The sequence below is a fragment of the Bradyrhizobium sp. SZCCHNR1017 genome (genome assembly GCF_032381375.1).
Taxonomy (GTDB): domain Bacteria; phylum Pseudomonadota; class Alphaproteobacteria; order Rhizobiales; family Xanthobacteraceae; genus Bradyrhizobium.
The window spans coordinates 130989-152012 of the sequence record NZ_JAUHIR010000006.1 but is presented as its reverse complement, the minus strand read 5'-3'; the positions used below and the strand labels follow the sequence as shown (position 1 = coordinate 152012).

21 protein-coding genes are annotated in these 21024 nt (G+C 64.9%); 8 read left to right on the top strand and 13 right to left on the bottom strand.

Features of this window, described 5'->3' with window-relative positions:
• Positions 1–38: 38 nt before the first annotated feature.
• Together QW863_RS17095 and ubiG are read left to right on the top strand one after the other, a co-directional pair.
• Entirely contained in the window at positions 39–506 is a 468-nt protein-coding gene (locus QW863_RS17095; protein ID WP_315715189.1) for a PH domain-containing protein, read from the top strand.
• Positions 507–553: 47 nt separating this feature from the next.
• Entirely contained in the window at positions 554–1318 is a 765-nt protein-coding gene (gene ubiG / locus QW863_RS17090; protein ID WP_409977941.1) for a bifunctional 2-polyprenyl-6-hydroxyphenol methylase/3-demethylubiquinol 3-O-methyltransferase UbiG, read from the top strand.
• Between the two features lie 100 nt (positions 1319–1418).
• Here ubiG and QW863_RS17085 read toward each other — a convergent pair whose 3' ends face one another.
• A complete protein-coding gene (locus QW863_RS17085) occupies positions 1419–1700 on the bottom strand; it encodes a GIY-YIG nuclease family protein (protein ID WP_315715191.1) in 282 nt (93 codons plus the stop codon).
• A gap of 233 nt (positions 1701–1933) precedes the next feature.
• Here QW863_RS17085 and QW863_RS17080 point away from each other — a divergent pair, with 233 nt between their 5' ends.
• Complete coding sequence (locus tag QW863_RS17080; protein WP_315715192.1) at positions 1934–2833, top strand: DMT family transporter; 900 nt, start codon at positions 1934–1936, stop codon at positions 2831–2833.
• Here QW863_RS17080 and QW863_RS17075 read toward each other — a convergent pair whose 3' ends face one another.
• The 5 genes from QW863_RS17075 to QW863_RS17055 form a co-directional block, all read right to left on the bottom strand.
• A complete protein-coding gene (locus tag QW863_RS17075; protein ID WP_315715193.1) occupies positions 2834–3271 on the bottom strand; it encodes an EamA family transporter in 438 nt (145 codons plus the stop codon).
• Between the two features lie 141 nt (positions 3272–3412).
• Positions 3413–3889: a DUF1178 family protein gene (locus tag QW863_RS17070; protein ID WP_315715194.1), complete on the bottom strand. Its 477-nt coding sequence runs from the start codon at positions 3887–3889 to the stop codon at positions 3413–3415.
• Positions 3886–4764: a carbon-nitrogen hydrolase family protein gene (locus QW863_RS17065; RefSeq protein ID WP_315715195.1), complete on the bottom strand. Its 879-nt coding sequence runs from the start codon at positions 4762–4764 to the stop codon at positions 3886–3888. The genes QW863_RS17070 and QW863_RS17065 overlap by 4 nt, the downstream gene beginning before the upstream one ends.
• On the bottom strand, positions 4761–5036 hold the full coding sequence (gene grxC, locus QW863_RS17060) for a glutaredoxin 3 (RefSeq protein WP_315715197.1): 276 nt from the start codon (positions 5034–5036) through the stop codon (positions 4761–4763). Before grxC ends, QW863_RS17065 begins: the two co-directional genes overlap by 4 nt.
• Positions 5037–5065: 29 nt before the next feature.
• Entirely contained in the window at positions 5066–5869 is an 804-nt protein-coding gene (locus tag QW863_RS17055; protein WP_315715198.1) for a ComF family protein, read from the bottom strand.
• A gap of 78 nt (positions 5870–5947) precedes the next feature.
• On the opposite strand from QW863_RS17055, the gene QW863_RS17050 reads away from it, so the two are divergent.
• Positions 5948–6796 carry a methyltransferase domain-containing protein gene (locus QW863_RS17050; protein WP_315715199.1) on the top strand — a complete coding sequence of 283 codons (849 nt, stop codon included), beginning with the start codon at positions 5948–5950 and terminating at the stop codon, positions 6794–6796.
• A 159-nt stretch (positions 6797–6955) separates the two neighbouring features.
• Here QW863_RS17050 and QW863_RS17045 read toward each other — a convergent pair whose 3' ends face one another.
• A complete protein-coding gene (locus tag QW863_RS17045; RefSeq protein ID WP_315715200.1) occupies positions 6956–7366 on the bottom strand; it encodes a (deoxy)nucleoside triphosphate pyrophosphohydrolase in 411 nt (136 codons plus the stop codon).
• A gap of 180 nt (positions 7367–7546) precedes the next feature.
• Between QW863_RS17045 and QW863_RS17040 the strand changes: the two genes are divergently transcribed.
• Positions 7547–8896 (top strand): TadE/TadG family type IV pilus assembly protein, encoded by a 1350-nt coding sequence (locus QW863_RS17040; protein WP_315715201.1) that lies wholly within the window; start codon positions 7547–7549, stop codon positions 8894–8896.
• Between the two features lie 91 nt (positions 8897–8987).
• The gene (locus tag QW863_RS17035) at positions 8988–9359 is read left to right on the top strand and encodes a hypothetical protein (RefSeq protein WP_315715202.1); all 372 of its coding nucleotides are present in this window, start codon (positions 8988–8990) and stop codon (positions 9357–9359) included.
• Positions 9360–9368: 9 nt separating this feature from the next.
• On the opposite strand, the gene argJ is transcribed toward QW863_RS17035, so the two are convergent.
• Both argJ and QW863_RS17025 read right to left on the bottom strand, forming a co-directional pair.
• Entirely contained in the window at positions 9369–10610 is a 1242-nt protein-coding gene (argJ, locus tag QW863_RS17030; protein WP_315715203.1) for a bifunctional glutamate N-acetyltransferase/amino-acid acetyltransferase ArgJ, read from the bottom strand.
• Positions 10611–10865: 255 nt separating this feature from the next.
• A complete protein-coding gene (locus QW863_RS17025; protein WP_315715204.1) occupies positions 10866–11780 on the bottom strand; it encodes a peptidylprolyl isomerase in 915 nt (304 codons plus the stop codon).
• A gap of 392 nt (positions 11781–12172) precedes the next feature.
• Between QW863_RS17025 and secA the strand changes: the two genes are divergently transcribed.
• Positions 12173–15025, top strand: a complete 2853-nt coding sequence (gene secA / locus QW863_RS17020) for a preprotein translocase subunit SecA (protein WP_315715205.1) — start codon at positions 12173–12175, stop codon at positions 15023–15025.
• 142 nt (positions 15026–15167) lie between these two features.
• On the opposite strand, the gene QW863_RS17015 is transcribed toward secA, so the two are convergent.
• From QW863_RS17015 to QW863_RS17005, 3 genes are all read right to left on the bottom strand, one after another.
• Complete coding sequence (locus QW863_RS17015; protein WP_316203125.1) at positions 15168–16292, bottom strand: caspase family protein; 1125 nt, start codon at positions 16290–16292, stop codon at positions 15168–15170.
• 199 nt (positions 16293–16491) lie between these two features.
• Positions 16492–17625, bottom strand: coding sequence for a glycoside hydrolase family 3 N-terminal domain-containing protein (locus QW863_RS17010; RefSeq protein ID WP_315715207.1), 1134 nt, complete (start codon positions 17623–17625; stop codon positions 16492–16494).
• A 72-nt stretch (positions 17626–17697) separates the two neighbouring features.
• Positions 17698–18996, bottom strand: a complete 1299-nt coding sequence (locus tag QW863_RS17005; RefSeq protein ID WP_315715208.1) for a flavin-dependent oxidoreductase — start codon at positions 18994–18996, stop codon at positions 17698–17700.
• A gap of 210 nt (positions 18997–19206) precedes the next feature.
• Here QW863_RS17005 and QW863_RS17000 point away from each other — a divergent pair, with 210 nt between their 5' ends.
• The gene (locus QW863_RS17000; RefSeq protein WP_315715209.1) at positions 19207–20229 is read left to right on the top strand and encodes a glycerophosphodiester phosphodiesterase; all 1023 of its coding nucleotides are present in this window, start codon (positions 19207–19209) and stop codon (positions 20227–20229) included.
• A gap of 223 nt (positions 20230–20452) precedes the next feature.
• Here QW863_RS17000 and QW863_RS16995 read toward each other — a convergent pair whose 3' ends face one another.
• On the bottom strand, positions 20453–20962 hold the full coding sequence (locus QW863_RS16995; RefSeq protein ID WP_315715210.1) for a GNAT family N-acetyltransferase: 510 nt from the start codon (positions 20960–20962) through the stop codon (positions 20453–20455).
• Positions 20963–21024 lie beyond the last annotated feature (62 nt).

Sequence of the window (21024 nt, the reverse complement as noted above, 5' to 3'; positions counted from 1 at the left end):
GGTTCCTTGTGGTGACAGGGTCAGGTAGAGGCTTTGGAATGGCGCGTTACATCGACGAAATCCTGCAACCCGGCGAGAAGGTGCTGTATTCGACCAATGCACATTGGATGTTCTACCTGCCGGCGATCGGGGCCTGGATCGTCGTGTTTGGATTGCTCGTCCTCTCCCGCATGACCGTGAACGACAATCTGGTTCTGCTGTGCCTGGCCACCGCCGCCGTCATCGCCATTGTTGCCCTGTATTGGACGGTCCGGGCCTGGTTCCATCGCCTGACCACCGAGACGGACGTCACCAATCGCCGTGTCGTGCACAAAACCGGTTTCATCAAGCGCCGTACCTTCGAGATGGCTCTCGACAAGGTCGAGAGCGTCGACGTCAACCAGACCATCATGGGACGGGTTCTCAATTACGGCGATGTCACCATCTTGGGTGTGGGCGAGGGCAAGGAAACCATTTCGACCATCGCGGAGCCGCTGGCGTTCCGGAACGCCATCACGGCGCGTTAGCCCGGTACGGCGCCGCAGCTTCGATCATTGAGTATTCAGCGATGACAATGCCTCAGGATTCCCGCAGCACTTCTGTTCCCTCCGGCTCGACCGTCGATCCGGCCGAGATCGCGAAGTTCTCGAAACTGTCCGAGACGTGGTGGGACCCCAAGGGCAAGATGGCGCCCCTGCACAAGATCAACCCGCTGCGCCTGACCTATATCCGCGATGCCGCCTGCCGGAAATTCGAGCGCAACGCCAAGAGCCTCAACTGCCTGTCGGGGCTGCGCATGCTCGACATCGGCTGCGGCGCGGGACTGCTGTGCGAGCCGTTCACGCGGCTGGGCGCGCAGGTCGTCGGCGTCGACCCCTCGGCCAGCAACATTGCCGCCGCCAGGCTGCATGCCGAGAAGGGTCATCTGTCGATCGACTATCGCTGCACCACGATCGAGGAGATGGATCCGCGCGAGCGCTTCGACATCGTGCTGGCGATGGAGGTCGTCGAGCACGTCACCGACGTCAGCGCCTTCCTCGGCCGCTGTGCCGCGGTGCTGAAGCCGGGCGGCATGATGGTGGTCTCGACCCTCAACCGCAACTGGAAGAGCTTTGCGCTCGCCATCGTCGGCGCCGAATACGTGCTGCGCTGGCTGCCGCGCGGCACGCATGAGTGGAGCAAGTTCGTCACGCCGGACGAGCTGACCAAATACCTGCTCGACAACCGCCTGGTCATCACCGAGCAGAGCGGCGTGGTCTACAGCCCGTTCGCCGACCGCTGGAGCCTGTCGACCGACATGGACGTGAACTACATGATGGTCGCCGAGCAGATGGTTTAGCGCGCGGCCATTCATCGGCTTGACCCGTCTGCCGCTCCATAACCGGTGTCGTCCCTGCGAACGCAGGGACCCATAACCACAGGGAGGGGTTTGAGGCACGCTAGGAGATCAGGTCGCTGAGATCGCGCCATTCAAGATTGTCGCGCTCGATCAGTTCGATTTTCCAATCACGCTTCCAGCGCTTGAGCTGCTTCTCGCGGGTGATCGCTTCCGCAGCAACAGTGTAGATTTCGACGTAGACCAGCCGAAACACCCCGTACTTCTTCACGAACTCCGAGCCTTCGCCCTTGCGATGCTGCTCGAGCCGAGTCCGTAACGAGTTGGTCACACCGATGTACAGCGTACCGTGACGGCCGCTGGCGAGAATATAGACATAGTACATCGCCGCACCATCGCGTGGATGGATCGCCTAACCCAATTGAAGCCGGTGGTTATGGGTCCCTGCGTTCGCAGGGACGACACCGGATGTGTGGCGCGAGCTTACCACAAGACGCAATCCGTCCTGGCCCTTCCGGCGAGAGCTGCAATCCTGACATGCGGCTGAACCGCCTCACCGCTGTTGACCCAGCGCCCCGTGGTCGTCACGGTGCCAATCTCACTACTGCATTGTGCCGCATGCTCCCCATCACCTCGCTCTGGATTCCGTTCACGTTGGTTGCCGCCGCCGGCCAGGTCGCGCGCAATGCGATGCAGCGGTCGCTGACGGCGAAGCTCGGCACCTGGGGGGCGACCAATATCCGCTTCCTGTTCGGCTTTCCGTTCTCGCTGGTGTTCCTGACCGCGGTGCTGCTGGCCACCGGCGACCACCTGCCGTGGCCGCCGGCGGTGTTCTGGCCGTGGCTGCTGCTCGGTGCGCTCAGCCAGATCATCGCCACCGGGCTGATGCTATTGGCGATGACCGACCGCTCCTTCGTCGTCACCACGGCCTATCTGAAGACCGAAGCGATCCAGACCGCGATCTTCGGCTTCATCTTTCTCGGCGATCCGCTCTCGCTTCCAAAGATGATCGCGATCCTGATCGCCACCATCGGCGTCGTCATCACCGCGCTCAGGCCCGGCGGTGAGAAAAGCTTTGCCGAGTTGAGGCCGACCGTAACCGGCCTGGTTGCCGCGGCGTCGTTCGCCTTGTCGGCCGTCGGCTTCCGCGGCGCCATCATCACCGTCGACGGCGTGTCCTTCGTCACCGCCGCGTCGTACACGCTGGTCTGGGGCCTATTCGTGCAGACGGCGCTCCTCACCGTCTATCTGCTGGCGCGCGCGCCCGACATCCTGCGCGGAATCCTGTCGCTGTGGCGGCCATCGATGATGGCCGGCTTCGTCGGCGCCTTCGCGTCGCAGTTCTGGTTCCTGGCGTTCGCGCTGACCGCGGCCGCCAACGTCCGCACGCTCGCGCTGATCGAGGTACTGTTCGCGCAGGGCGTGTCGTACTATTCGTTCAAGCAGCCGGTTTCGCTGCGCGAGATCGGCGGCATCACGCTGATCGTCGCCGGCGTGGCGCTGCTGGTCGCCGTGTAGTCAGCCCTTGATCGCGATCAGCACGGCGCCGGTCGCGATCAGGGCGATGCCGATCCAGCCCTGCAGGCTCGGTCGTTCGCCGAGAAACACGACGCCGAACAAGGCGACCAGCACGACGCTGAGTTTGTCGATCGGCGCGACCAGCGTCGCTGGTCCGAGCTTCAGGGCGCGGAAGTAGCACAGCCACGAGGCGCCGGTGCCGAGCGCCGACAGTGTGAGGAAGACCCAGCTCTTCATCGAGATCGGGCCGGGGCTCGTCAGCTGGCCTGTCGAAAACAGGATCAGCGCTAGCGTCACCAGCACGATCGCCGTGCGGATGAGCGTAGCGAGGTCGGAGTTGAGCCCCTCGACGCCAACCTTGGCGAAGATGGCGGTGAGGGCCGCAAACAGCGCGGAGAGGAGAGCCCAGAGCTGCCAGGAGGAGGAGAGGGGGGACATCGCTATCGCTCAGACCAAGAAGGCAGTTCGAGACAAGGTATTTCAACCGTCATTGCGAGCGAAGCGAAGCAATCCAGAATCTTTGCCCGGCGCTGGATTGCTTCGCTTCGCTCGCAATGACGGAGAGGGCGTCTCTATTGCTCAATTCCGGTCGTCCGGCAGCACCGGGATCGGCGCGACCTCGATGCCTTCCTCGATCAGTTCGCGGGCCTCGTCGAGCGAGGCCTCGCCATAGATCGGCCGGTGCTCGGTCTCGCCGTAATGCATCTTGCGGGCTTCGGTCGGGAATCGTTCGCCGACATCGTCGGCGTTCTTGACGATGTGGTCGCGCAGCTCCTTGAGCTTGGCGCGCAGCTCGCGCTCCTGCGCCATCATCAGCGCGGTCGATCCCGGCGGAATCACTTCCTGCGCTGGCGTCGGTGAGGCCGGTACCGGCACGGCCTCGCGGCCCTTCTTGTTGACGATGCGCGGCGCCATGATCGCCTTCTCGACCTTGGTCGAGCCGCAGGTCGGGCATTCCACCAGCTTGCGCTTCACCTGCGAATCGTAGGCCGAGGAGCTCTGGAACCAGCTTTCGAACGTATGGTCACGCTCGCAGCGCAGCGCATAGCGGATCATGCCGAGCCCCGCACCAGGTGCAGATAGTCCGGACCCGCGTTGGGGTCGGCGATGCCGAACCGGCGGCCGTGCTGCAGCGAAGGAATGGTCTGGCGCACGCTCTCGACCCGCGACGGATCGATGCGCGCCATGATCACGCCGGGCTCGACGCCGCCCTCGGCGAGAATCTCGCCCCATGGATCGATGATCAGCGAGTGGCCGAAGGTCTCGCGCTTGTTCTCGTGCAGGCCGCACTGGGCGGCGGCGAACACGAAGCATCCCGTCTCGATGGCGCGGGCGCGCAGCAGCGTGTGCCAGTGCGCCTCGCCGGTCTTGCGGGTGAAGGCGGAGGGCACGCTGATGAAGGAGGCGCCGCTCTCGGCCAGCGCGCGATACAGCGCCGGGAAGCGCACGTCGTAGCAGATCGTCAGCCCCAGACGACCCCAGGGCAGATCCGAGATCACGGCCGTCTCGCCCGGCTGATAGTTGGCGGACTCGCGATAGCTCTCACCGCCCGGCAGGTCGATGTCGAACATGTGGATCTTGTCGTAGCTCGCCAGCACGTTGCCCTCGGGCCCGATCAGGAACGAGCGGTTCACGGCCTTGTCTGCCGAGAAGCGCAGCGCCAGCGATCCGATGTGCAGATGGATGCCCAGCTCCTTGGCGAGCGCCTGATAGGCTTTGAGAGAGGGATCGTCCGCCTCGCTCTTGAGCTGCTCGAACAGCGCCGTCCGGTTGAGCTGCATCATGTTGCTCACTTCCGGCGTCTGGACGTACTCCGCGCCCTGCGCGACCGCTTCCCGGATCAGCCTGATGCCCTGCTCGAGGCTCGGCTCGGGCAGGAGCGAGGTGCGCATCTGCACCATGGCGGCGGTAAAGCTGCGGTCGTTGCTCATGATGTCGCCTTGTCTCCCGCCAGCATGGCGTCGAGCCTGCCCTCGCGATCGAGCGCATAGAGGTCGTCGCAGCCGCCGACATGGGTGTGGCCGATGAAGATCTGCGGAAAGGTCGAGCCCGGGCCGACACGATCATACATCTTCTGCCGAATCGTCGGATCCTTGCCCGCGTCATGCTCGGTGAAGGCAACGTTCTTGCGGGTCAGAAGCGATTTGGCGGCCGTGCAGTAGCCGCACCCCGGACGGGTATAGATTTCGATCGCAGCGGTCATGTCGCGCTCAGCTGTTTCAGAACGATAGATTATATGGGAGCGCGGGGCGCATCGACAACCCGGGCGAAAACCAGCACGCTGACCTCGGCCGCCTTGGCGCGCAGCAGAGCGCGGGCGCAGGCATCCACCGTCGCGCCGGTGGTCAGCACGTCGTCGACGATCACGATGCGGCGCCCCTGCACGTCATGCAGGCGGTCTGAAGATACCTGGAATGCGCCCTGCACATTGCTGGTGCGCTGGGCGCGCGACAGCCCGACCTGCTGCTCGGTTGCCCGCACGCGGCGCAGCGCATCGCCGTGCAGTCGGACGCCGCTGGACCGGGCGATCACCCGCGCCAGCGCGCCGGACTGGTTGTAGCGGCGGCTGAAGCCGCGCCGCCAGTGCAGCGGCACGGGCACCACGAGGTCGGCCTCGGCCAGCAGCTCGCGGCCGGCGCGCGCCATCCAGCGGCCCATGATCGGCGCCAGATCAGTGCGGTCCTGATATTTCAGCTGATGCACCAGCGCGCGGGCGACCTCGTCATAGCGCACGGCGGCGCGGGCGCGGGCATAGGCCGGTGGCGCCGCGATGGCTTCCATCGACAGCAGCTCGGGGCCCGGATCGTAGACGAAGGGGATGCCGAGCTTCGGGCAATACGGCCGCTCGATGAACGACAATTTGCCCCAGCAGGCCGCACACACGCCCTCGCCGTCGACCGGCTCGCGGCAGCAGATGCACAGGGTGGGAAGCGCGACGTCGAGTGCGAGCTTCGCAACGCGCGCGAGACTGCCATGCAGCGCGCCCACGGCTGCACGAAGTCGTCCGACGCTGATTGGAGCAAACGTCACACCCATGTGTTGAGGCTAGCGCCGCAACCCACGCGGCTCAAGCGGTGCATTGCCCGGCCACCAGGATCGGCGTAACCAGCCCCCATGACTCAGCCCGTCACCGCTCCCGTTCTGTTCGATCGCAGCTTGCTCGCGCTCAGGCTGCGGCGGGCTGCGCGCGCGCCCGAGACCTTCCTGCTGGAGCGCGTCGCCGAAGATATCGCGGATCGCCTTGCCGCGGTGAACCGGTCCTTCACCGCGGCCGCCGACGTCTGGACGCCGGCCGCCGGCTTGAAGCCGTATCTTTCGGGACGCCTCTCGCAGCTCGCGCATATCGCCGCGCCCGCCACCGCGGACGAGCGGCTGCCGTTGGCCGCGCAATCGCTCGATCTCGCGCTGTCGGCGCTGGCGTTTCAATTCGTCAACGATCTGCCCGGACTGTTGGTGCAGATTCGCCGGGCCTTGCGCCCCGATGGTCTGCTGCTGGCGGCGCTGATCGGCGGCGATACGCTGACCGAGCTCCGGCAGAGCTTCGCGGCGGCCGAAGCCGAATGCGAGGGCGGCGTCTCGCCGCGTGTCGCGCCGTTCGCCGATCTGCGCGACATCGGCGGTCTGCTGCAGCGTGCCGGCTTCGCGCTACCCGTCACCGACGTCGACCGCGTCGTGGTCCGCTATGCCAGCGCGCTCGGCCTGATGCAGGATCTCCGCCGCATGGGCGCGACCAACAGCCTGGTCGAGCGCCGTCGCACGCCGACGCGCCGCGCCACCCTGCTGCGCATGGCCGAGATCTATGCCGAGCGCTTCGCCGATCCCGACAGCCGCATCCGCGCCACCTTCGACATCATCTGGATCTCCGGCTGGGCCCCGCACGAGAGCCAGCAGAAGCCGCTGAAGCCGGGCTCGGCGACGACGAGCCTCGAGGCGGCAGTGAAGCGGAGCCCGCGCGAGGAATAAAACCGCTCGTCATCGCCGGGCTTGACCCGGCGATCCATCCCTCTCGAAGAGTCCGAAATGTAGATGGATGCGCGGGCCTTCGCCGCGCCGAAGGGGCTACGGCCCCGCAGGCGGGTCAAGCCCGCGCATGACGAGTGAGCGTGAGGCTATCGCGGCGCCTCACATCAACAGATCGATCAGATGCGGCAGCAGCGGAATGTCCGCCGGGGGCATCGGGTAGTCGCGCAGCTTGTTCGGCCGCACCCAGGCCAGTTGCTGTCCCTCGCGCGCGGTGACCACGCCTTCCCAGCGCCGGCAGATGTAGAGCGGCATCAACAGATGGAACGTCTCATAGGCGTGGCTGGCAAACGTCAGCGGCGCGAGACAGGCCTCGCGCACGATGATGCCGAGCTCCTCGTCGAGCTCGCGGATCAGGCTGGCTTCGGGGCGCTCGCCGGGCTCGAGCTTGCCGCCGGGAAACTCCCAGAGTCCCGCGAGCGTCTTGCCGGGCGGCCGCTGCGCCAGCAGCACACGATTGTCGGCGTCGACGAGCGCGCAGGCGACCACGAGCGTGAGTTTCAGGTCGGGCATGGTCCGATCGGTTTGAGAGGGATGCGCCGGTACGAGAACCAAGTGCGCCTGTTGAGGGAATCTTAACCTAGGCCGTTTCGAGCCCGGTTTCCACGGTCGAAATAAGCCAACCTTAATGGCCGGCCGCGTATTTTCACGGGTGAACGCCATGGCCTCCTCATGGTTTGTTAGGCATCATTCATGCGAATTTTATCCAGCCTGCTCGGCCGCCTGCGGCGCGACGTCAGCGGCAACGTCGCGGTGACGTTCGCGATCGTCTGCGTCCCGCTGATCACCGCGGTCGGCTGCGGCGTCGACTACAGCCGCGCCAACCAGATGCGCGCCAAACTGCAGGCGGCGGTCGACGCCGCCTCGGTCGGCGCGGTGTCCCGGACCTCGCCGGCCTTCATCGCCGCAGGCACGATGACCTCGGACGGCGTGATCGCCGCCGGCAATGACGACGCGGCGAAGATCTTCAACGGCAACATGTCGGGCACCTCAGGCTATACGCTGACCAGCCTGACGCCGGAGGTGAAGAAGGCCGGCTCGGTGCTGAGCGCCACCGTGTCGTTCACGGCCACCGTGCCGATGATGTTCATGAACATCGTCGGGTTCAAGACCATGACCCTGCAGGGCTCGTCGACGGCCAAGGCCTCGATGCCGAAATACATCGACTTCTACCTGCTGCTCGACAACTCGCCGTCGATGGGCGTGGCGGCGACGCCGGCGGACGTGACCAAGATGGTCAATGCGACATCGGACGCAAGATACGGCAGCAACCGCTATTGCGCCTTTGCCTGCCACGACTACAACGATTCGAACAACTTCTATAACCTCGCGAAGAGCATCGGCGTCACCACCCGGATCGACGTGCTGCGCAGCGCCACCCAGCAGCTGATGGACAAGGCGCAGCAGACCCAGACCTATCCGAACCAGTTCCGCATGGCGATCTATGATTTCGGTGCGGCGTCGAAGACGATCGGGTTGCGGTCGCTGTTCTCGCTCTCGTCGAGCCTCTCCAGCGCCAAGAGTGCCGCCGGGAACATCGACCTGATGGGCGTGTATGGCAACAACGATTCCTATACGGCAGACAAGGATACGCCGTTCACCAGCGTGTTGCCGGCGATCAACAACGAGATTGCGACACCGGGCGACGGCACGTCGGGTTCGCCGCTGAAATACCTGTTCTTCGTCTCCGATGGCGTCGCCGACGAGAGCAATGCCGCGTGCCTGAAGCCCAAGGCCGGCGGCAACCGCTGCCAGTCGCCGATCAATCCGGCGCTGTGCACGGCGCTGAAGAGCCGCGGCATCAAGATCGCCGTGCTCTACACGACCTACCTGCAGCTGCCGACGAACAACTGGTACATGAACTGGATCGATCCGTTCAACAAGGGGCCGTTCGGCCCCTCGCCGAACAGCGAGATTGCGCAGAACATGCAGGCGTGCGCGTCCGATGGGTTCTATTTCGAGGTGTCGCCGACCCAGGGCATCTCGGATGCGATGCAGAAATTGTTCGACAGGGCGGTCGCCGACGCACGGATCGCGGGTTGAGTTGGCGCGGATTGCAATCAAAAATGGCGTTGATCGCCGTCACGACCTGAGGTGAAATCCCATCGGGTGCTCGACCCGATGGGAGGTTCGCGTGATCAAGGCTGCTGCGCTGGCATGTGTGCTGACTGTGGCGTTCTCGGCGGGGGCTTCGGCCGCCAATTGCATCGTACCGCCGTTCTCGACGCTGGAAAACCAGACGGCTCAAGGGCACATGTACGCTAAAACCGGCAAGCGCTGCAGCATCGCAGTCCTGCACTCGCGCGGACCGATTTTCGGCGTCCGCGTGCTGTCTGCTGCGAGCCACGGCGTGGTCTCCGTGCAGGGGGCGCAGATCGTGTACGTCTCGAAGCCGGGCTTCGTCGGCGAAGACCACTTTGCCTACGTCCGGCACGGGGCCGATATGCTCAATCGGCCGGTGACCAAGGGCGTCGAGGTCACCGTCCATGTCAGCCAGCAGCTCTGATCCCGGCGGCTACGAGCGGTAGTCGCCGTTGATCGCGACATACTCCTTGGTCAGGTCGCAGGTCAGCACGCGGTCGCGGCCCTTGCCGAGGCCGAGCGCCACCTTGATCTGCACCTTCTGCGCCTTCATCGCCTCGGAGACTTCCGTCTCGTCATAGGACGGATCGCGCGCGCCCTTCGATGCGACGCGGATGCCGTTGAAGGAGATCGAGAGCTTGTCGCGGTCGGCCGGCTCGCCGGCCTTGCCGACGGCCATCACGACGCGGCCCCAATTGGCGTCCTCGCCGGCGATCGCGGTCTTGACCAGCGGCGAGTTGGCGATCGACATCGCGATTCTGCGCGCCGACGGCTTGCTCTTGGCGCCCTCGACGATGATCTCGACCAGCTTGCGGGCGCCCTCGCCGTCGCGCGCGACCTGCTCGGCGAGGTCGGCCAGCACGGCATTGAACGCCTTCACGAACGCTTTCGCGCGCGGATCGCTGGCGCGGCTGATCTTCGGCGCGCCCTTCGCCGCGGCGGCCCCGGTGGCGAAGGCGAGCAGCGTGTCGGATGTCGAGGTGTCGCCGTCGATCGTCACCGCGTTGAAGGTGTCCTCGACGCCGGCCTTGAGCAGGGCCTGCAGCGCGGGGGCCGAAATCGGCGCATCGGTGAAGATGAACGACAACATCGTCGCCATGTCGGGCGCGATCATGCCGGCGCCCTTGGCCATGCCGTTGATCGTCACCTTGGCCTTTCCGAGCTTGACGGTGGCGGTGGCGACCTTGGGGAAGGTGTCGGTGGTCATGATGGCGCGCGCTGCGCCCATCCAGTCCTCGGGGGCCGCGGTGCCCGCCAACCCTTCGAGCACGCCGTCGAACTTGGTCGCATCCAGCGGCTCGCCGATCACGCCGGTCGAGGCGAGGAAGATCTCGTCCTGCTTGCAGCCGACCGCCTTGGCGGCGATCGCCGCCGTCAGGGCCGTCGACTGCTTGCCGGTCTTGCCGGTGAAGGCGTTGGCGTTGCCGGAGTTGACCACCAGCGCGCGCGCCTTGCCGCCCTTCAGCTTGGCCCGGCACCATTCGACCGGCGCCGACGGGCATTTCGACAGGGTGAACACGCCGGCCACGGTGGTGCCGGGATCGAGCAGCGCCAGCAGCACGTCGGTGCGGTTCTTGTAGCGGATGCCGGCCGCCGCAGTCGCGAGCTTGACGCCCGCAACGGCGGGCATGTCGGGGACATCGGTGGGGGCGAGCGGGGAGACGGCTGAGGACATCGGAGAGGCTTCCGGCAGGAATGAGCGGGAAGCGCTCTGTATCATCTCGGTCGTCGTTGTGGGAGTGGATGTCACTGCACCCACTGCTGTCATCCCGGCGAACGCCGGGATCCATAACCACAGGGTCCAGTTGGGAGCCCCGGTATCGGCCGCGTGCCTGTTTCAAACATCACGCGGCATGGGTCCCGGCTTTCGCCGGGACGACACCATTTATGACGCGACCATGTCCCGTCTCAAGCCAAGTAGCCGAGCCGCTTACTTCTTCGCCGGCTCGGCCGGCTTCGCGTCGGCCGGCTTCGCGTCCGCCGGCTTGGCGGCGTCGGCGGCCGGCTTGTCCAGGCGCTCGATCTTGGCGGCCTCGCGCAGCTTGCCGACGTAGTCGGCCTGGGCCTTGCGGGTGACGTAGGTCTCGATCTGGCCCTTGACCTGGTCGAACTCCGGCGGCTTGCGGCTGCGCTTTTCCTCGACCTTGATGACGTGCCAGCCGAACTGGGTCTTCACCGGATCGGAGATCTTGCCCGGCTCGAGCGAGAAGGCGACGTTGGCGAATTCCGGCACCATCTGCTCCTTGGTAAAGAAGCCGAGGTCGCCGCCGTCCGAGGCGCCAGGATCCTTGGACTTCTTCTTGGCGAGTTCGGCGAAATCGGCGCCCTTGGCGAGCTCGGCCTTGACGGCCTTGGCGTCGTCCTCGGTCTCCACCAGAATATGGCGGGCGTGGACCTCCTGCTCGCCACCGATCTGCTTGGCGGCCTCCTCATAGACCTTCTTCATCGCGTCCGGCGTGGTCGCGGCCTTGCCCTCGCTGGCCAGCAGGCTGTCCATCAGCAGCCGGTTGCGGGTGAAGGCGAGGCGCTTCTTGAACTCCTCGCTGTCGGCGACCTTCTTGTCCTCGGCCGCCTTGGCGACCAGCTTCATGTCGATCAGGAACGACAGCACGTTCTCGTCCTTGGTCGCCGGATCCATCTGCGCGAGGCTCTGTCCGAGCTCCTCCTCGGCGAGCGTCACGTCGCTCTTGCGGATCTCGGCGCCGTTCACCTTGGCCAGCACCGGGTTGGCATCGTCGGCGGCGCGTGCGGGCGCGGCAAGCAGGGACAACGCGAGACTTCCGGCGAGAGCGGTGGCAAGGCCGAGGCGCAGGCCGGTTTTCGTAACCGGGAACGACGTGGTCATGGAAAATCCTTGTTGAGAAGAGGGGGCTCGAGGGGGAGGCCTCAGGGCGGCCGGGACACTCGCCCAATCGCCGTGCCTTGGCAACGCGAAAAGTCTGTCAATTTCGTGAAATCGGCGACAGGTTGGCAACGACGGCCCCGCTGTCGGGCGCCGTTGACAACGTTCCCCCCCAGCCATATCTCTGCCCGGTCGCTTCAAGGGCGATGGCGCTTATTTTGCTGCGTTTTTGGCCGTTGAACCCTGGTTTGCCTGTCTCCCACTCATCTGGCGGGCGCCGCCCGGCGCCGAAGGTCGAGGCTGGCGCGGGTGCTGCGGTGCATCACGTCGGGAACAGCAAACCCAAACCATGAGTTACGGCTGCAACGCAGACCCATAGAGGCAGGATTTCAGCAATGATCGGCGCGCTCGCCCGTAAGCTATTCGGCTCCGCCAACGACCGTCGCGTCAAGGGTTACCAGTCCCGTGTCAATGCCATCAATGCGCTGGAGCCGGAGCTCGCCAAGCTGACCGACGAGCAGCTCAAGGCGCGCACTGAGGAGTTCAAGAAGCAGCTCGCCGACGGCAAGACGCTCGACGACATCCTGGTCCCGGCCTTCGCCACCGTCCGCGAGGCCTCCAAGCGCACCCTCGGCCAGCGCCATTTCGACGTCCAGCTGATCGGCGGCATGGTGCTGCACGAGGGCGACATCGCCGAGATGAAGACCGGCGAAGGCAAGACGCTGGTGGCGACCCTCGCGGTCTACCTCAACGCGCTCGCCGGCAAGGGCGTCCACGTCGTGACGGTGAACGACTACCTCGCCCGCCGCGACGCCGGCTGGATGAGCCAGATCTACGGCTTCCTCGGCCTGACCACAGGTGTGATCGTGCACGGCCTCGACGATGCCGAGCGCAAGGCGGCCTATGCCTGCGACATCACCTACGGCACCAACAACGAATACGGCTTCGACTATCTGCGCGACAACATGAAGTACCGGCTGGAGGACATGGTCCAGCGCGGGCACTTCTTCGCCATCGTCGACGAGGTGGACTCCATTCTCATCGATGAAGCGCGCACGCCGCTGATCATCTCCGGCCCGCTCGACGATCGCTCGGAGTTCTACAACACCATCGACACCTTCGTGCCGAAGCTCGACAAGACCGACTACGAGGTCGACGAGAAGCAGCGCACGGTGACGCTCACCGAAGCCGGCATGGAGAAGATCGAGACCCTGCTGCGCGATGCCGGCCAACTCAAGGGCGAGTCGCTCTACGACGTCGAGAACGTCTCCGTCGTGCACCACATCAACCAGGCGCTGCGCGCGCACACGCTGTTCACCCGCGACAAGGACTACATCGTCCGCGACGGCGAGGTCGTGATCATCGACGAATTCACCGGCCGCATGATGCCGGGCCGGCGCTATTCGGAAGGCCTGCACCAGGCGCTCGAGGCCAAGGAGCACCAGCCGGTGCAGCCCGAGAACCAGACGCTGGCCTCGATCACCTTCCAGAACTACTTCCGGATGTACGAGAAGCTCGCCGGCATGACCGGCACGGCGGCCACCGAGGCCGACGAGCTGTTCGACATCTACAAGCTCGAGGTGCTGGAGATCCCGACCAACCTGCCGGTCGCGCGTCTCGACGAGGACGACGAGGTCTATCGCACCCAGCAGGAGAAATACGCCGCCATCCTGGCCGAGATCGAGCGGGCGAATTCGCGCCTGCAGCCGGTGCTGGTCGGCACCGCCTCGATCGAGAAGTCCGAGGTGCTGGCCGCCTATCTCAAGCAGCACGGCTACAAGCAGATCGATTTCGGCAGCGAGCGCGCGCTCGACAAGCTCTATGCGGCGGCTCGCGCCGGCAAGCCTGCGAAACTGTTCGCGGTGCTGAATGCGCGCTTCCACGAGCAGGAAGCCTATATCGTGGCCGAAGCCGGCGTGCCCGGTGCGATCACGATCGCGACCAACATGGCCGGCCGCGGCACCGACATCAAGCTCGGCGGCTCGCTCGAGATGCGCCTGCAGCAGGAGACCGCCGGGATCACCGACGAGGCCGAGAAGGCCGCCAAGATCGAACAGATCAAGGCCGACATCGCCCGCTTCCGCGAGATCGTGCTGAAGGCCGAGGAGACGGTCGAGATCGAGCCCGCCAAGGGCTCGAAGGCGGCGAAGACCGTGACCAAGCCGGGCGGCCTCTACATCATCGGCTCCGAGCGCCACGAATCCCGCCGCATCGACAACCAGTTGCGCGGCCGCTCCGGCCGTCAGGGCGACCCCGGCCGGTCGAAATTCTTCCTGTCGCTGGAAGACGACCTGATGCGCATCTTCGGCTCCGACCGTTTGGACAGCATGCTGACCCGGCTCGGCCTGAAGGAAGGCGAGGCCATCATCCATCCCTGGATCAACAAGGCGCTGGAGAAGGCGCAGCAGAAGGTCGAGGCGCGCAACTTCGACATCCGCAAGAACCTGCTGAAGTTCGACAACGTCCAGAACGACCAGCGCAAGGTGATCTTCGACCAGCGCGTCGAGCTGATGCAGGACGAGAGCGTGGTCGAGACGATCACCGACATGCGTCACGCCTTCATCGACGATCTCGTCGCCAAGCACGTTCCCGAGCACGCCTATGCCGAGCAGTGGGACGTTGCCGGCCTGAAAGAAGAGCTGAAGCGCGTGCTCGACATCGACCTGCCGGTCGACGAATGGGCGAAGGAAGAGGGCATCGCCGACGAGGAGCTGCTCAAGCGCATCGAGACCCACGCCGACGAGCGCATGGCCGCCAAGGTCGCGCAATGGGGCCCCGACGTGATGCGCTACGTCGAGAAGACCATCCTGCTGCAGACGCTCGACCACCTCTGGCGCGAGCACCTGGTGATGCTCGACCATCTGCGCCAGGTCATCGGCCTGCGCGGCTACGGCCAGCGCGATCCGCTGCAGGAGTACAAGTCGGAAGCCTTCACGCTGTTCGAGGCGATGATCGCGCATCTGCGCGAGGCCGTCACCGCGCAGCTGATGCGGGTCGAGATCGTGCCACCGGAGGAGCAGCAGCCGGTGCTGCCGCCGATGCAGGCGCACCACGCCGATCCCAGCACCGGCGAGGACGAGATGGCCTTCGCCAACGTGTCACTCGTGCCCTCTTCGGGCGCCGCCCCGGTCCCGGCCGAAGCGCGCAACCCCAACGACCCCACCACCTGGGGCAAGATCGGCCGCAACGAGGACTGCCCCTGCGGCTCCGGCAAGAAGTACAAGCACTGCCACGGCAGGTACGCGTAAGCGCGGGCCGGGCAGTAACATTCGACGTGCTCGCGTGAAAGGAGCGAAGCGACGGATGGGTGGAAAGACCCGAATGTCGCTCCGCCGATCGAGCTAGATTTAAGAGCCGTCGAGTTCCGAAACTGCCCTTGATTCAGTCAGTTCATTTGGCAACAAAGAAATAGTCTTCGTTACCTGAGAGCGAGCCATAAGAGAACGGCTGTTGCCGGCGATTGGTCGCTAGGAGCACATCGTCTCGCACGAGATCAAACAAGCGACGGACCTCAAGACCGGCGACTTTCAGCCGGCTTGCGAGCGCTATCGCAAACGGGCTGTTGGAGCCATCTCCGTCGAGGGCAGTCTCTCCGTGCTTTGCCGAAAATATAACTAGCGATCCCGGCTCCGGCTCGACGGCAGCCAAGCCGCGCCCTAACGAGCGGGTGGCGATGGTCCGTTTCATCTGACTCAGAAACGGATTGCTGCGACAGGCATCCATGATCACCATGCGCAGCTTCCTTGCACCGTCCGCAGCAGAGATTGCCAAGGAGAGTGGAACGGTCTCAAAATCTACATCTCTGTCAGATTCGAGGTGAGCGTCGACGGGGATCATGTAGTCGGCGCCACCCACTTCGATGCCATGTCCCGAGTAGTAGATGACCGACCAGTCGGCCTCCGAAGACTTCTTCGAGAACTCCAACAACAACTTGTGTAAAGCATCGCGCGACAGGTTCTTTCCTGCGATTACCTCGTCAAACCCGATAGACTTCAGCGTTTGTGAAATGAGGTCCGTGTCTCTCACAGGATTTGGAAGCTCCGGAACGGAACTGTATTTCGAGTTGCCGATCACGAGGGCAACCCGACGGCTGGGTTTAGACCAAATAGGTAGAGAGGCGCCACCGGAAGGCCTCGTAGAGGTTTCAGAAGAAGAAGGTTGATTTAACTTTTCTGCTGTCTGAGCTGAAAGAATTCTCAGCTCTTCGGTGGCTTCTGAGCTGCTCGGTTCAATAGCGAGAGCTATTTGGTATTCCGCTCTGGCTCGATCGAGCTCACCGAGCCCAGCGAGTGATCGGGCCAGATTTAGATGGGACCAAAAGAACCGAGGCTTTAGCTCGATAGCCTTCCTCGCGGCGTTGGCAGCTTCCCCAAAATTCTTCAATCCCAGGAAAGCCGAGGACAGATTGTTGTAGGAGTACGAATAGTTCGGTCGAAGCGATATGCTTGCCCTGCAGTCTGCAACGGCCAGTTCATACAGTCCCTTGACGTGGTATGCCCAGCAGCGCCCGTCCAAAGCGTCGGCAAGCCGAGACTTAGGACGTCTACCTTGAGAGACTACTTCGCTGCAGCCGGATATCCGCTGGTCGGCATCCGACGATTGGCAGCGTTTCCAAGCATCGCTCTCGATAGGCCGCGCATGTACTGAGCATACAGCGGCCGACCACGCACATACCGCTAAGCAGATCAACAAAAATCTGGCGCTTAGACACAAGTTAATGACTCCCCCCGCTTCGATCTCGCTGGATGCTCATCGCCTTTAGTCCACGAACACGGGCATACGACCGTTTGACCAGATCCAACGGGAGCTCACGTGAGCAAGCGGCTGCTGTCAACGCGCTGTTGATCTCGCGGCCGACGTCGGACGTCTGGTCCTCGTCGCTCAGCTTGGTGAACATGATGATATCGGCGCCTGCCTTGACGGCATCGATGGCGGCGGTGGCCGGCGGCTTGGCGTCGAGAATGGCCTTCATGGCGAGGTCATCCGTCATGACCACGCCGTCATAGCCGAGCTCGCGGCGCAGAAGACGGTCGATCGCGTGCGCGCCATTCTGCGTTGCGACACCGCCCCAGCGGCGGGTATTGGCGAGATGGCCGACCATGATCGCCTCGGCCATCCCCCGCCGAATCAGGCGCCTGTACGGCTTCAGCTCCGCCGATGACCAGGTGGTCGTGACGTCGGCGATGCCGGCGTGGCTGTCGGCGGTGGACGATCCATGCCCCGGGAAATGCTTGAGCACCGTCAGGATGCCCTGCCTTCGGTGCGCCCGGATGAAGGCTGCCGCGTAGCGCGCCACCGTGTCGGCGTCGCGGCCATAGCTGCGTTGCCGCTGACCGATGATCGGGTTCGACGGGTTGGTGTTGAGATCGACCACCGGCGCGAGATTCATGTTGATGTGCAGCGTCGCGAGCTTCTCGGCGAGTGCCGCGTAAGCGCGGCGCGCCGCCGGGACGGAGCCGCGGGCGATCTCCGCGGCCGACGGCGTTTCCGCAAGGCCGACATTCGATCCGAGCCGCTCGACCGTTCCGCCTTCATCGTCGATGGCGATGAACGGAGGAGCCGCGCATTTGCAGGACCGGAGTCGATCGATCATCGCGGCGAGATCATCTGACGTTCCGACATTGCGGCCGAGGATCACGACACCGCCGATCAGCCCCTCCTCGAGATCGGACAGAATCTGCTGAAATCCGGCATCCGATGCCTTGGTCCCGAAGAAGCCGGCCATGATCATCGGGCCCACGAGCCGCGACGTTGCCGCTGTGTTGCGGCAGCCGGCGGCAAGGCCGGCGTGCCCCGAGTGCATCAGGAGTGCGAGGGCGAGGGACAGTCGGCCCAGTCGTCGCAGCATTGCGATCACGCCTCGCGGCTGTGGAGGTGACTCGCTCATATGCACGGGGTCAGATCGCCGCGAAGGCAAATCTCAGGTTGTTGACAGGCTCGCGACCGTCGCCCCCTCGGCAATGGTCCGCGGCGCGGCATTGAGCTGCTCGATGGCAAACCCTGCCGCCTTCTTGTAGCCGGCCATGAACGCGTCGCGCTCGGCCGGTGGGATGACCTCGTCAATATTGGTGAAGGTCCCGCCGCAGCGCTCGTCGACCAGATTGAGCAGGCCGAACGGGCCGGCGCCGCGGTTGCGCAGGATGACAGCCGAAATCGGGCCGCACAGTTTCTCGTCATAGGCGGCGAGCGCCGCCGGCGTCACGCCGTGCGCCAGCAGGCAGGTGCCGAGCACGCGGGCGTCGACGATCGCCTGGCTCGCGCCATTGGAGCCGGTCGGGTACATCGCATGCGCGGCGTCGCCCATCAGCGCGACCGGGCCATCGACCCAGGTCGAGACCGGATCGCGGTCGATCATAGGGTTCTCATAGGCGCCATCGGCGCCGGCGATCAGCGCGGGCACGTCGAGCCAGTCATAGGTCCAGCCGGCGAAGTGATGCGCAAACTCCTGCACCGGGACCTGGCGGAACCAGCCGGTCTGCTTCCAGCCCTCGGTGTTGTCCATCGTCACTTCCGCGATCCAGTTGATCAGCGCCAGCCCCGTCTTCGGGTCGGGATGCGAGATCGGATAGACCACGACGCGATGGCGGTGAGTACCCAGCCCGACGAAGGACGAGCCGGTGCGCATCGGCTTCGCCCAGGTGACGCCGCGCCACATCACCGCGCCGCCCCAATGGATCGGCGGCTGCGCCGGGTGCATCTGCGCGCGCACCGCCGAGTGGATGCCGTCGGCGCCGATCAGGAGCCGCCCGCGCCGCTCGGAGCGCGACCCATCGGCATGCTCGACGCGTGCGGTCACGGAGCCGTCCGCATGCTTCTCATAGCCGCTGACGCGGCTGCCGAGCCGCACGCAATCAGCGCCAGCCCGCTGTACCAGCCGGCTGTAAAGCAGCATGTGCAGCCTGCCGCGGTGAACCGCATATTGCGGCCAATTGTAGCCGGCAAGCAGCCCGCGCGGCTCGGAATAGATGTCGTTGCCGTTCAGCCCGACCAGCGCCCATTCCTTCGCGGGCACGCCGACCTGATCGAGATCGTCGGCGCCAATGCCCAGATCATACAGCTCGCGCACGGCATTGGGCTGCAGGTTGATGCCGACCCCGAGCGGCCGCATCTCGCGCACGCTCTCGTAGACGACGCAGGGCACGCCGATCTGCTGCAGGGTGAGTGCGGTCGCAAGGCCGCCGATGCCGCCGCCGGCGATGATGACAGGAAGGTCGGTCATGGGCATGGGTCCGTCGCGCCTGAACTCGGGAAACAAAGCTCGAAAGGAGGGTCGATAGGGATGCTGGCACGACGCGTGCAGCGCGCGGATCGCCTCCCTCGATCCATCCGTGGCCAGCGTTATCCGCCGGTCTGTGGCAAAGGCCTAATTCAGAAGGCCAGCCGAAACAAGGGGAATGGGCAATCCGCGCCGTCATGGTAGGCTGGTGCCATGCACCGTCCAACTCTCTCCCTCTGTGCGGCCCTGTTGCTGGCCGGCCTGGCGAGTCCCGCGACCGCCTTCGACGTCGAGGCTCATCGCGGCGGGCGGGCACTGCATCCGGAGAACACGCTGCAGGCCTTCGCCGCAGCGCTCGCGTTGGGCGTCGATACGCTGGAGCTCGATGTCGGCGCCACGGCCGACGGCGTGCTGGTCGTCTCGCACGAGCGGCGGCTCAATCCCGATCTCGCCCGCGACGCTTCCGGCAACTACGTCGCGCCGCCCGGACCGCTGCTGATCGACCTGCCGCTGGCCGAGGTGCAGTCCTACGATGTCGGCCGGATTCGCCCCGGCAGCGACTATGCCAGGCAGTTTCCGGAGCAGCAGCCGCTCGCAGGCGACGTGCCGCCGCGCATTCCGACCCTGAAGCAGCTGTTCGATCTCGTCAGGCGCTCGGGAGACGACCATGTGCGTCTCAACATCGAGACCAAGCTCGATCCGGCGTTTCCCAACGAAGCGCCTGACCCGGCGCGGTTCGTCAGCCTGCTGCTCGGCCTGATCGATGCTGAGCAGTTCGCGGATCGCGTCATGATCCAGTCGTTCGACTGGCGCACCCTGCAGTTGGTACAGCAACGCGCACCTCGGATTCCAACCGTCTATTTGTCACTGCAGCGGGGCAAGGCGCCGACGGTGTCGTTGACCGCGGCCACCCGCTGGACCGCCGGCTTCAATCCTGCCGATCACGGCGGCTCGCTGCCGCGCACGATCAAAGCGGCCGGGGGCAAGGTGTGGTCGCCCTATTTCGCCGACGTCACGCCGGAGTTGGTCGCCGAAGCGCATGCGCTCGGGCTGCAGGTCGTGGTCTGGACCGTGAACAAGCCGGAGGACATGGCGCGGCTGATCGACACCGGCGTCGATGGCATCATTTCCGATCGGCCGGATGTGCTGCGCAAGGTTGCTGCCGACAAGGGGGTGGCAAATCCAACGGGGGAGCTGCGGCTGCAATCGACGAAGCCAAGGGCGCATCCGGACTAGCGGAGCCGAGAGCTCTCACGCGTCGGAATCCGTGGCTCCTGACAGGATCATAGGCGATGAGTCGCGGCATAGACAGTCGGCTCCCTCTCCTCGTTCTGACGAGGGAGGAGGCCGGGGTGAGGCGCCGCCGCGCGGGGATACTTTGTTGTCCGACCTGTCGTCACTCCCCCTGACTGCACGTTCGATGCATCCGGACACCCAAGCACCGTTCGCGCCAGCCTGGTCAAGCCACCAGCCGTTTGGTCATGAACAGGCTGAGCGGATCGAGTCGGTAGATCCCGAACGGCCCGCAATCCTGATAGCCGGAGCTGCGATAGAGCTGGATCGCCTGCGGCTGTCTGATGCCCACTTCGAGGCTCACGCGGCCAAGCCCGCGACCTTGGGCCTCGTCTTCCAACGTCATGAGGAGCCTGCGTCCGAGCCCACAGCCGCGGGCGGTTTCGCGGACGAACAATCGCTTGATCTCGGCGTGTCCTGGACCAATGAGCCGAAGGGCGATCGACCCGAGCAGCGTCCCGTCACGACGGGCGGCAAAAAATGCGGCCCCGGGCACCGAAAGCGCGTGGGCATCGACGGGATGATTGCTTTCAGCAGGGTATAGCGTCCGCAGAAAGGCATTGGCCTCCGCGATGAGGTCGGCCACATCAGCCTGTCTGGCATCTTCGATCGCGATGGTGATGTCGGTTGGGTTCATCCGTCCCGGCCTGGCAAACGTGACGAAACGCGTCAGCATCGTGCCAGAGCACCACCGTCCCGATCAAATGCCGAGACGGCTGTCTCACCCGGAATCGCGGC

Coding starts and splice junctions, on each gene's coding strand:
- QW863_RS17095 (WP_315715189.1), top strand. CDS start 39: ATGGCGCGTTACATCGACGAAATCCTGCAACCCGGCGAGAAGGTGCTG.
- ubiG (WP_409977941.1), top strand. CDS start 554: ATGCCTCAGGATTCCCGCAGCACTTCTGTTCCCTCCGGCTCGACCGTC.
- QW863_RS17085 (WP_315715191.1), bottom strand. CDS start 1,700: ATGTACTATGTCTATATTCTCGCCAGCGGCCGTCACGGTACGCTGTAC.
- QW863_RS17080 (WP_315715192.1), top strand. CDS start 1,934: ATGCTCCCCATCACCTCGCTCTGGATTCCGTTCACGTTGGTTGCCGCC.
- QW863_RS17075 (WP_315715193.1), bottom strand. CDS start 3,271: ATGTCCCCCCTCTCCTCCTCCTGGCAGCTCTGGGCTCTCCTCTCCGCG.
- QW863_RS17070 (WP_315715194.1), bottom strand. CDS start 3,889: ATGATCCGCTATGCGCTGCGCTGCGAGCGTGACCATACGTTCGAAAGC.
- QW863_RS17065 (WP_315715195.1), bottom strand. CDS start 4,764: ATGAGCAACGACCGCAGCTTTACCGCCGCCATGGTGCAGATGCGCACC.
- grxC (WP_315715197.1), bottom strand. CDS start 5,036: ATGACCGCTGCGATCGAAATCTATACCCGTCCGGGGTGCGGCTACTGC.
- QW863_RS17055 (WP_315715198.1), bottom strand. CDS start 5,869: ATGGGTGTGACGTTTGCTCCAATCAGCGTCGGACGACTTCGTGCAGCC.
- QW863_RS17050 (WP_315715199.1), top strand. CDS start 5,948: ATGACTCAGCCCGTCACCGCTCCCGTTCTGTTCGATCGCAGCTTGCTC.
- QW863_RS17045 (WP_315715200.1), bottom strand. CDS start 7,366: ATGCCCGACCTGAAACTCACGCTCGTGGTCGCCTGCGCGCTCGTCGAC.
- QW863_RS17040 (WP_315715201.1), top strand. CDS start 7,547: ATGCGAATTTTATCCAGCCTGCTCGGCCGCCTGCGGCGCGACGTCAGC.
- argJ (WP_315715203.1), bottom strand. CDS start 10,610: ATGTCCTCAGCCGTCTCCCCGCTCGCCCCCACCGATGTCCCCGACATG.
- QW863_RS17025 (WP_315715204.1), bottom strand. CDS start 11,780: ATGACCACGTCGTTCCCGGTTACGAAAACCGGCCTGCGCCTCGGCCTT.
- secA (WP_315715205.1), top strand. CDS start 12,173: ATGATCGGCGCGCTCGCCCGTAAGCTATTCGGCTCCGCCAACGACCGT.
- QW863_RS17010 (WP_315715207.1), bottom strand. CDS start 17,625: ATGCTGCGACGACTGGGCCGACTGTCCCTCGCCCTCGCACTCCTGATG.
- QW863_RS17005 (WP_315715208.1), bottom strand. CDS start 18,996: ATGACCGACCTTCCTGTCATCATCGCCGGCGGCGGCATCGGCGGCCTT.
- QW863_RS17000 (WP_315715209.1), top strand. CDS start 19,207: ATGCACCGTCCAACTCTCTCCCTCTGTGCGGCCCTGTTGCTGGCCGGC.
- QW863_RS16995 (WP_315715210.1), bottom strand. CDS start 20,962: ATGCTGACGCGTTTCGTCACGTTTGCCAGGCCGGGACGGATGAACCCA.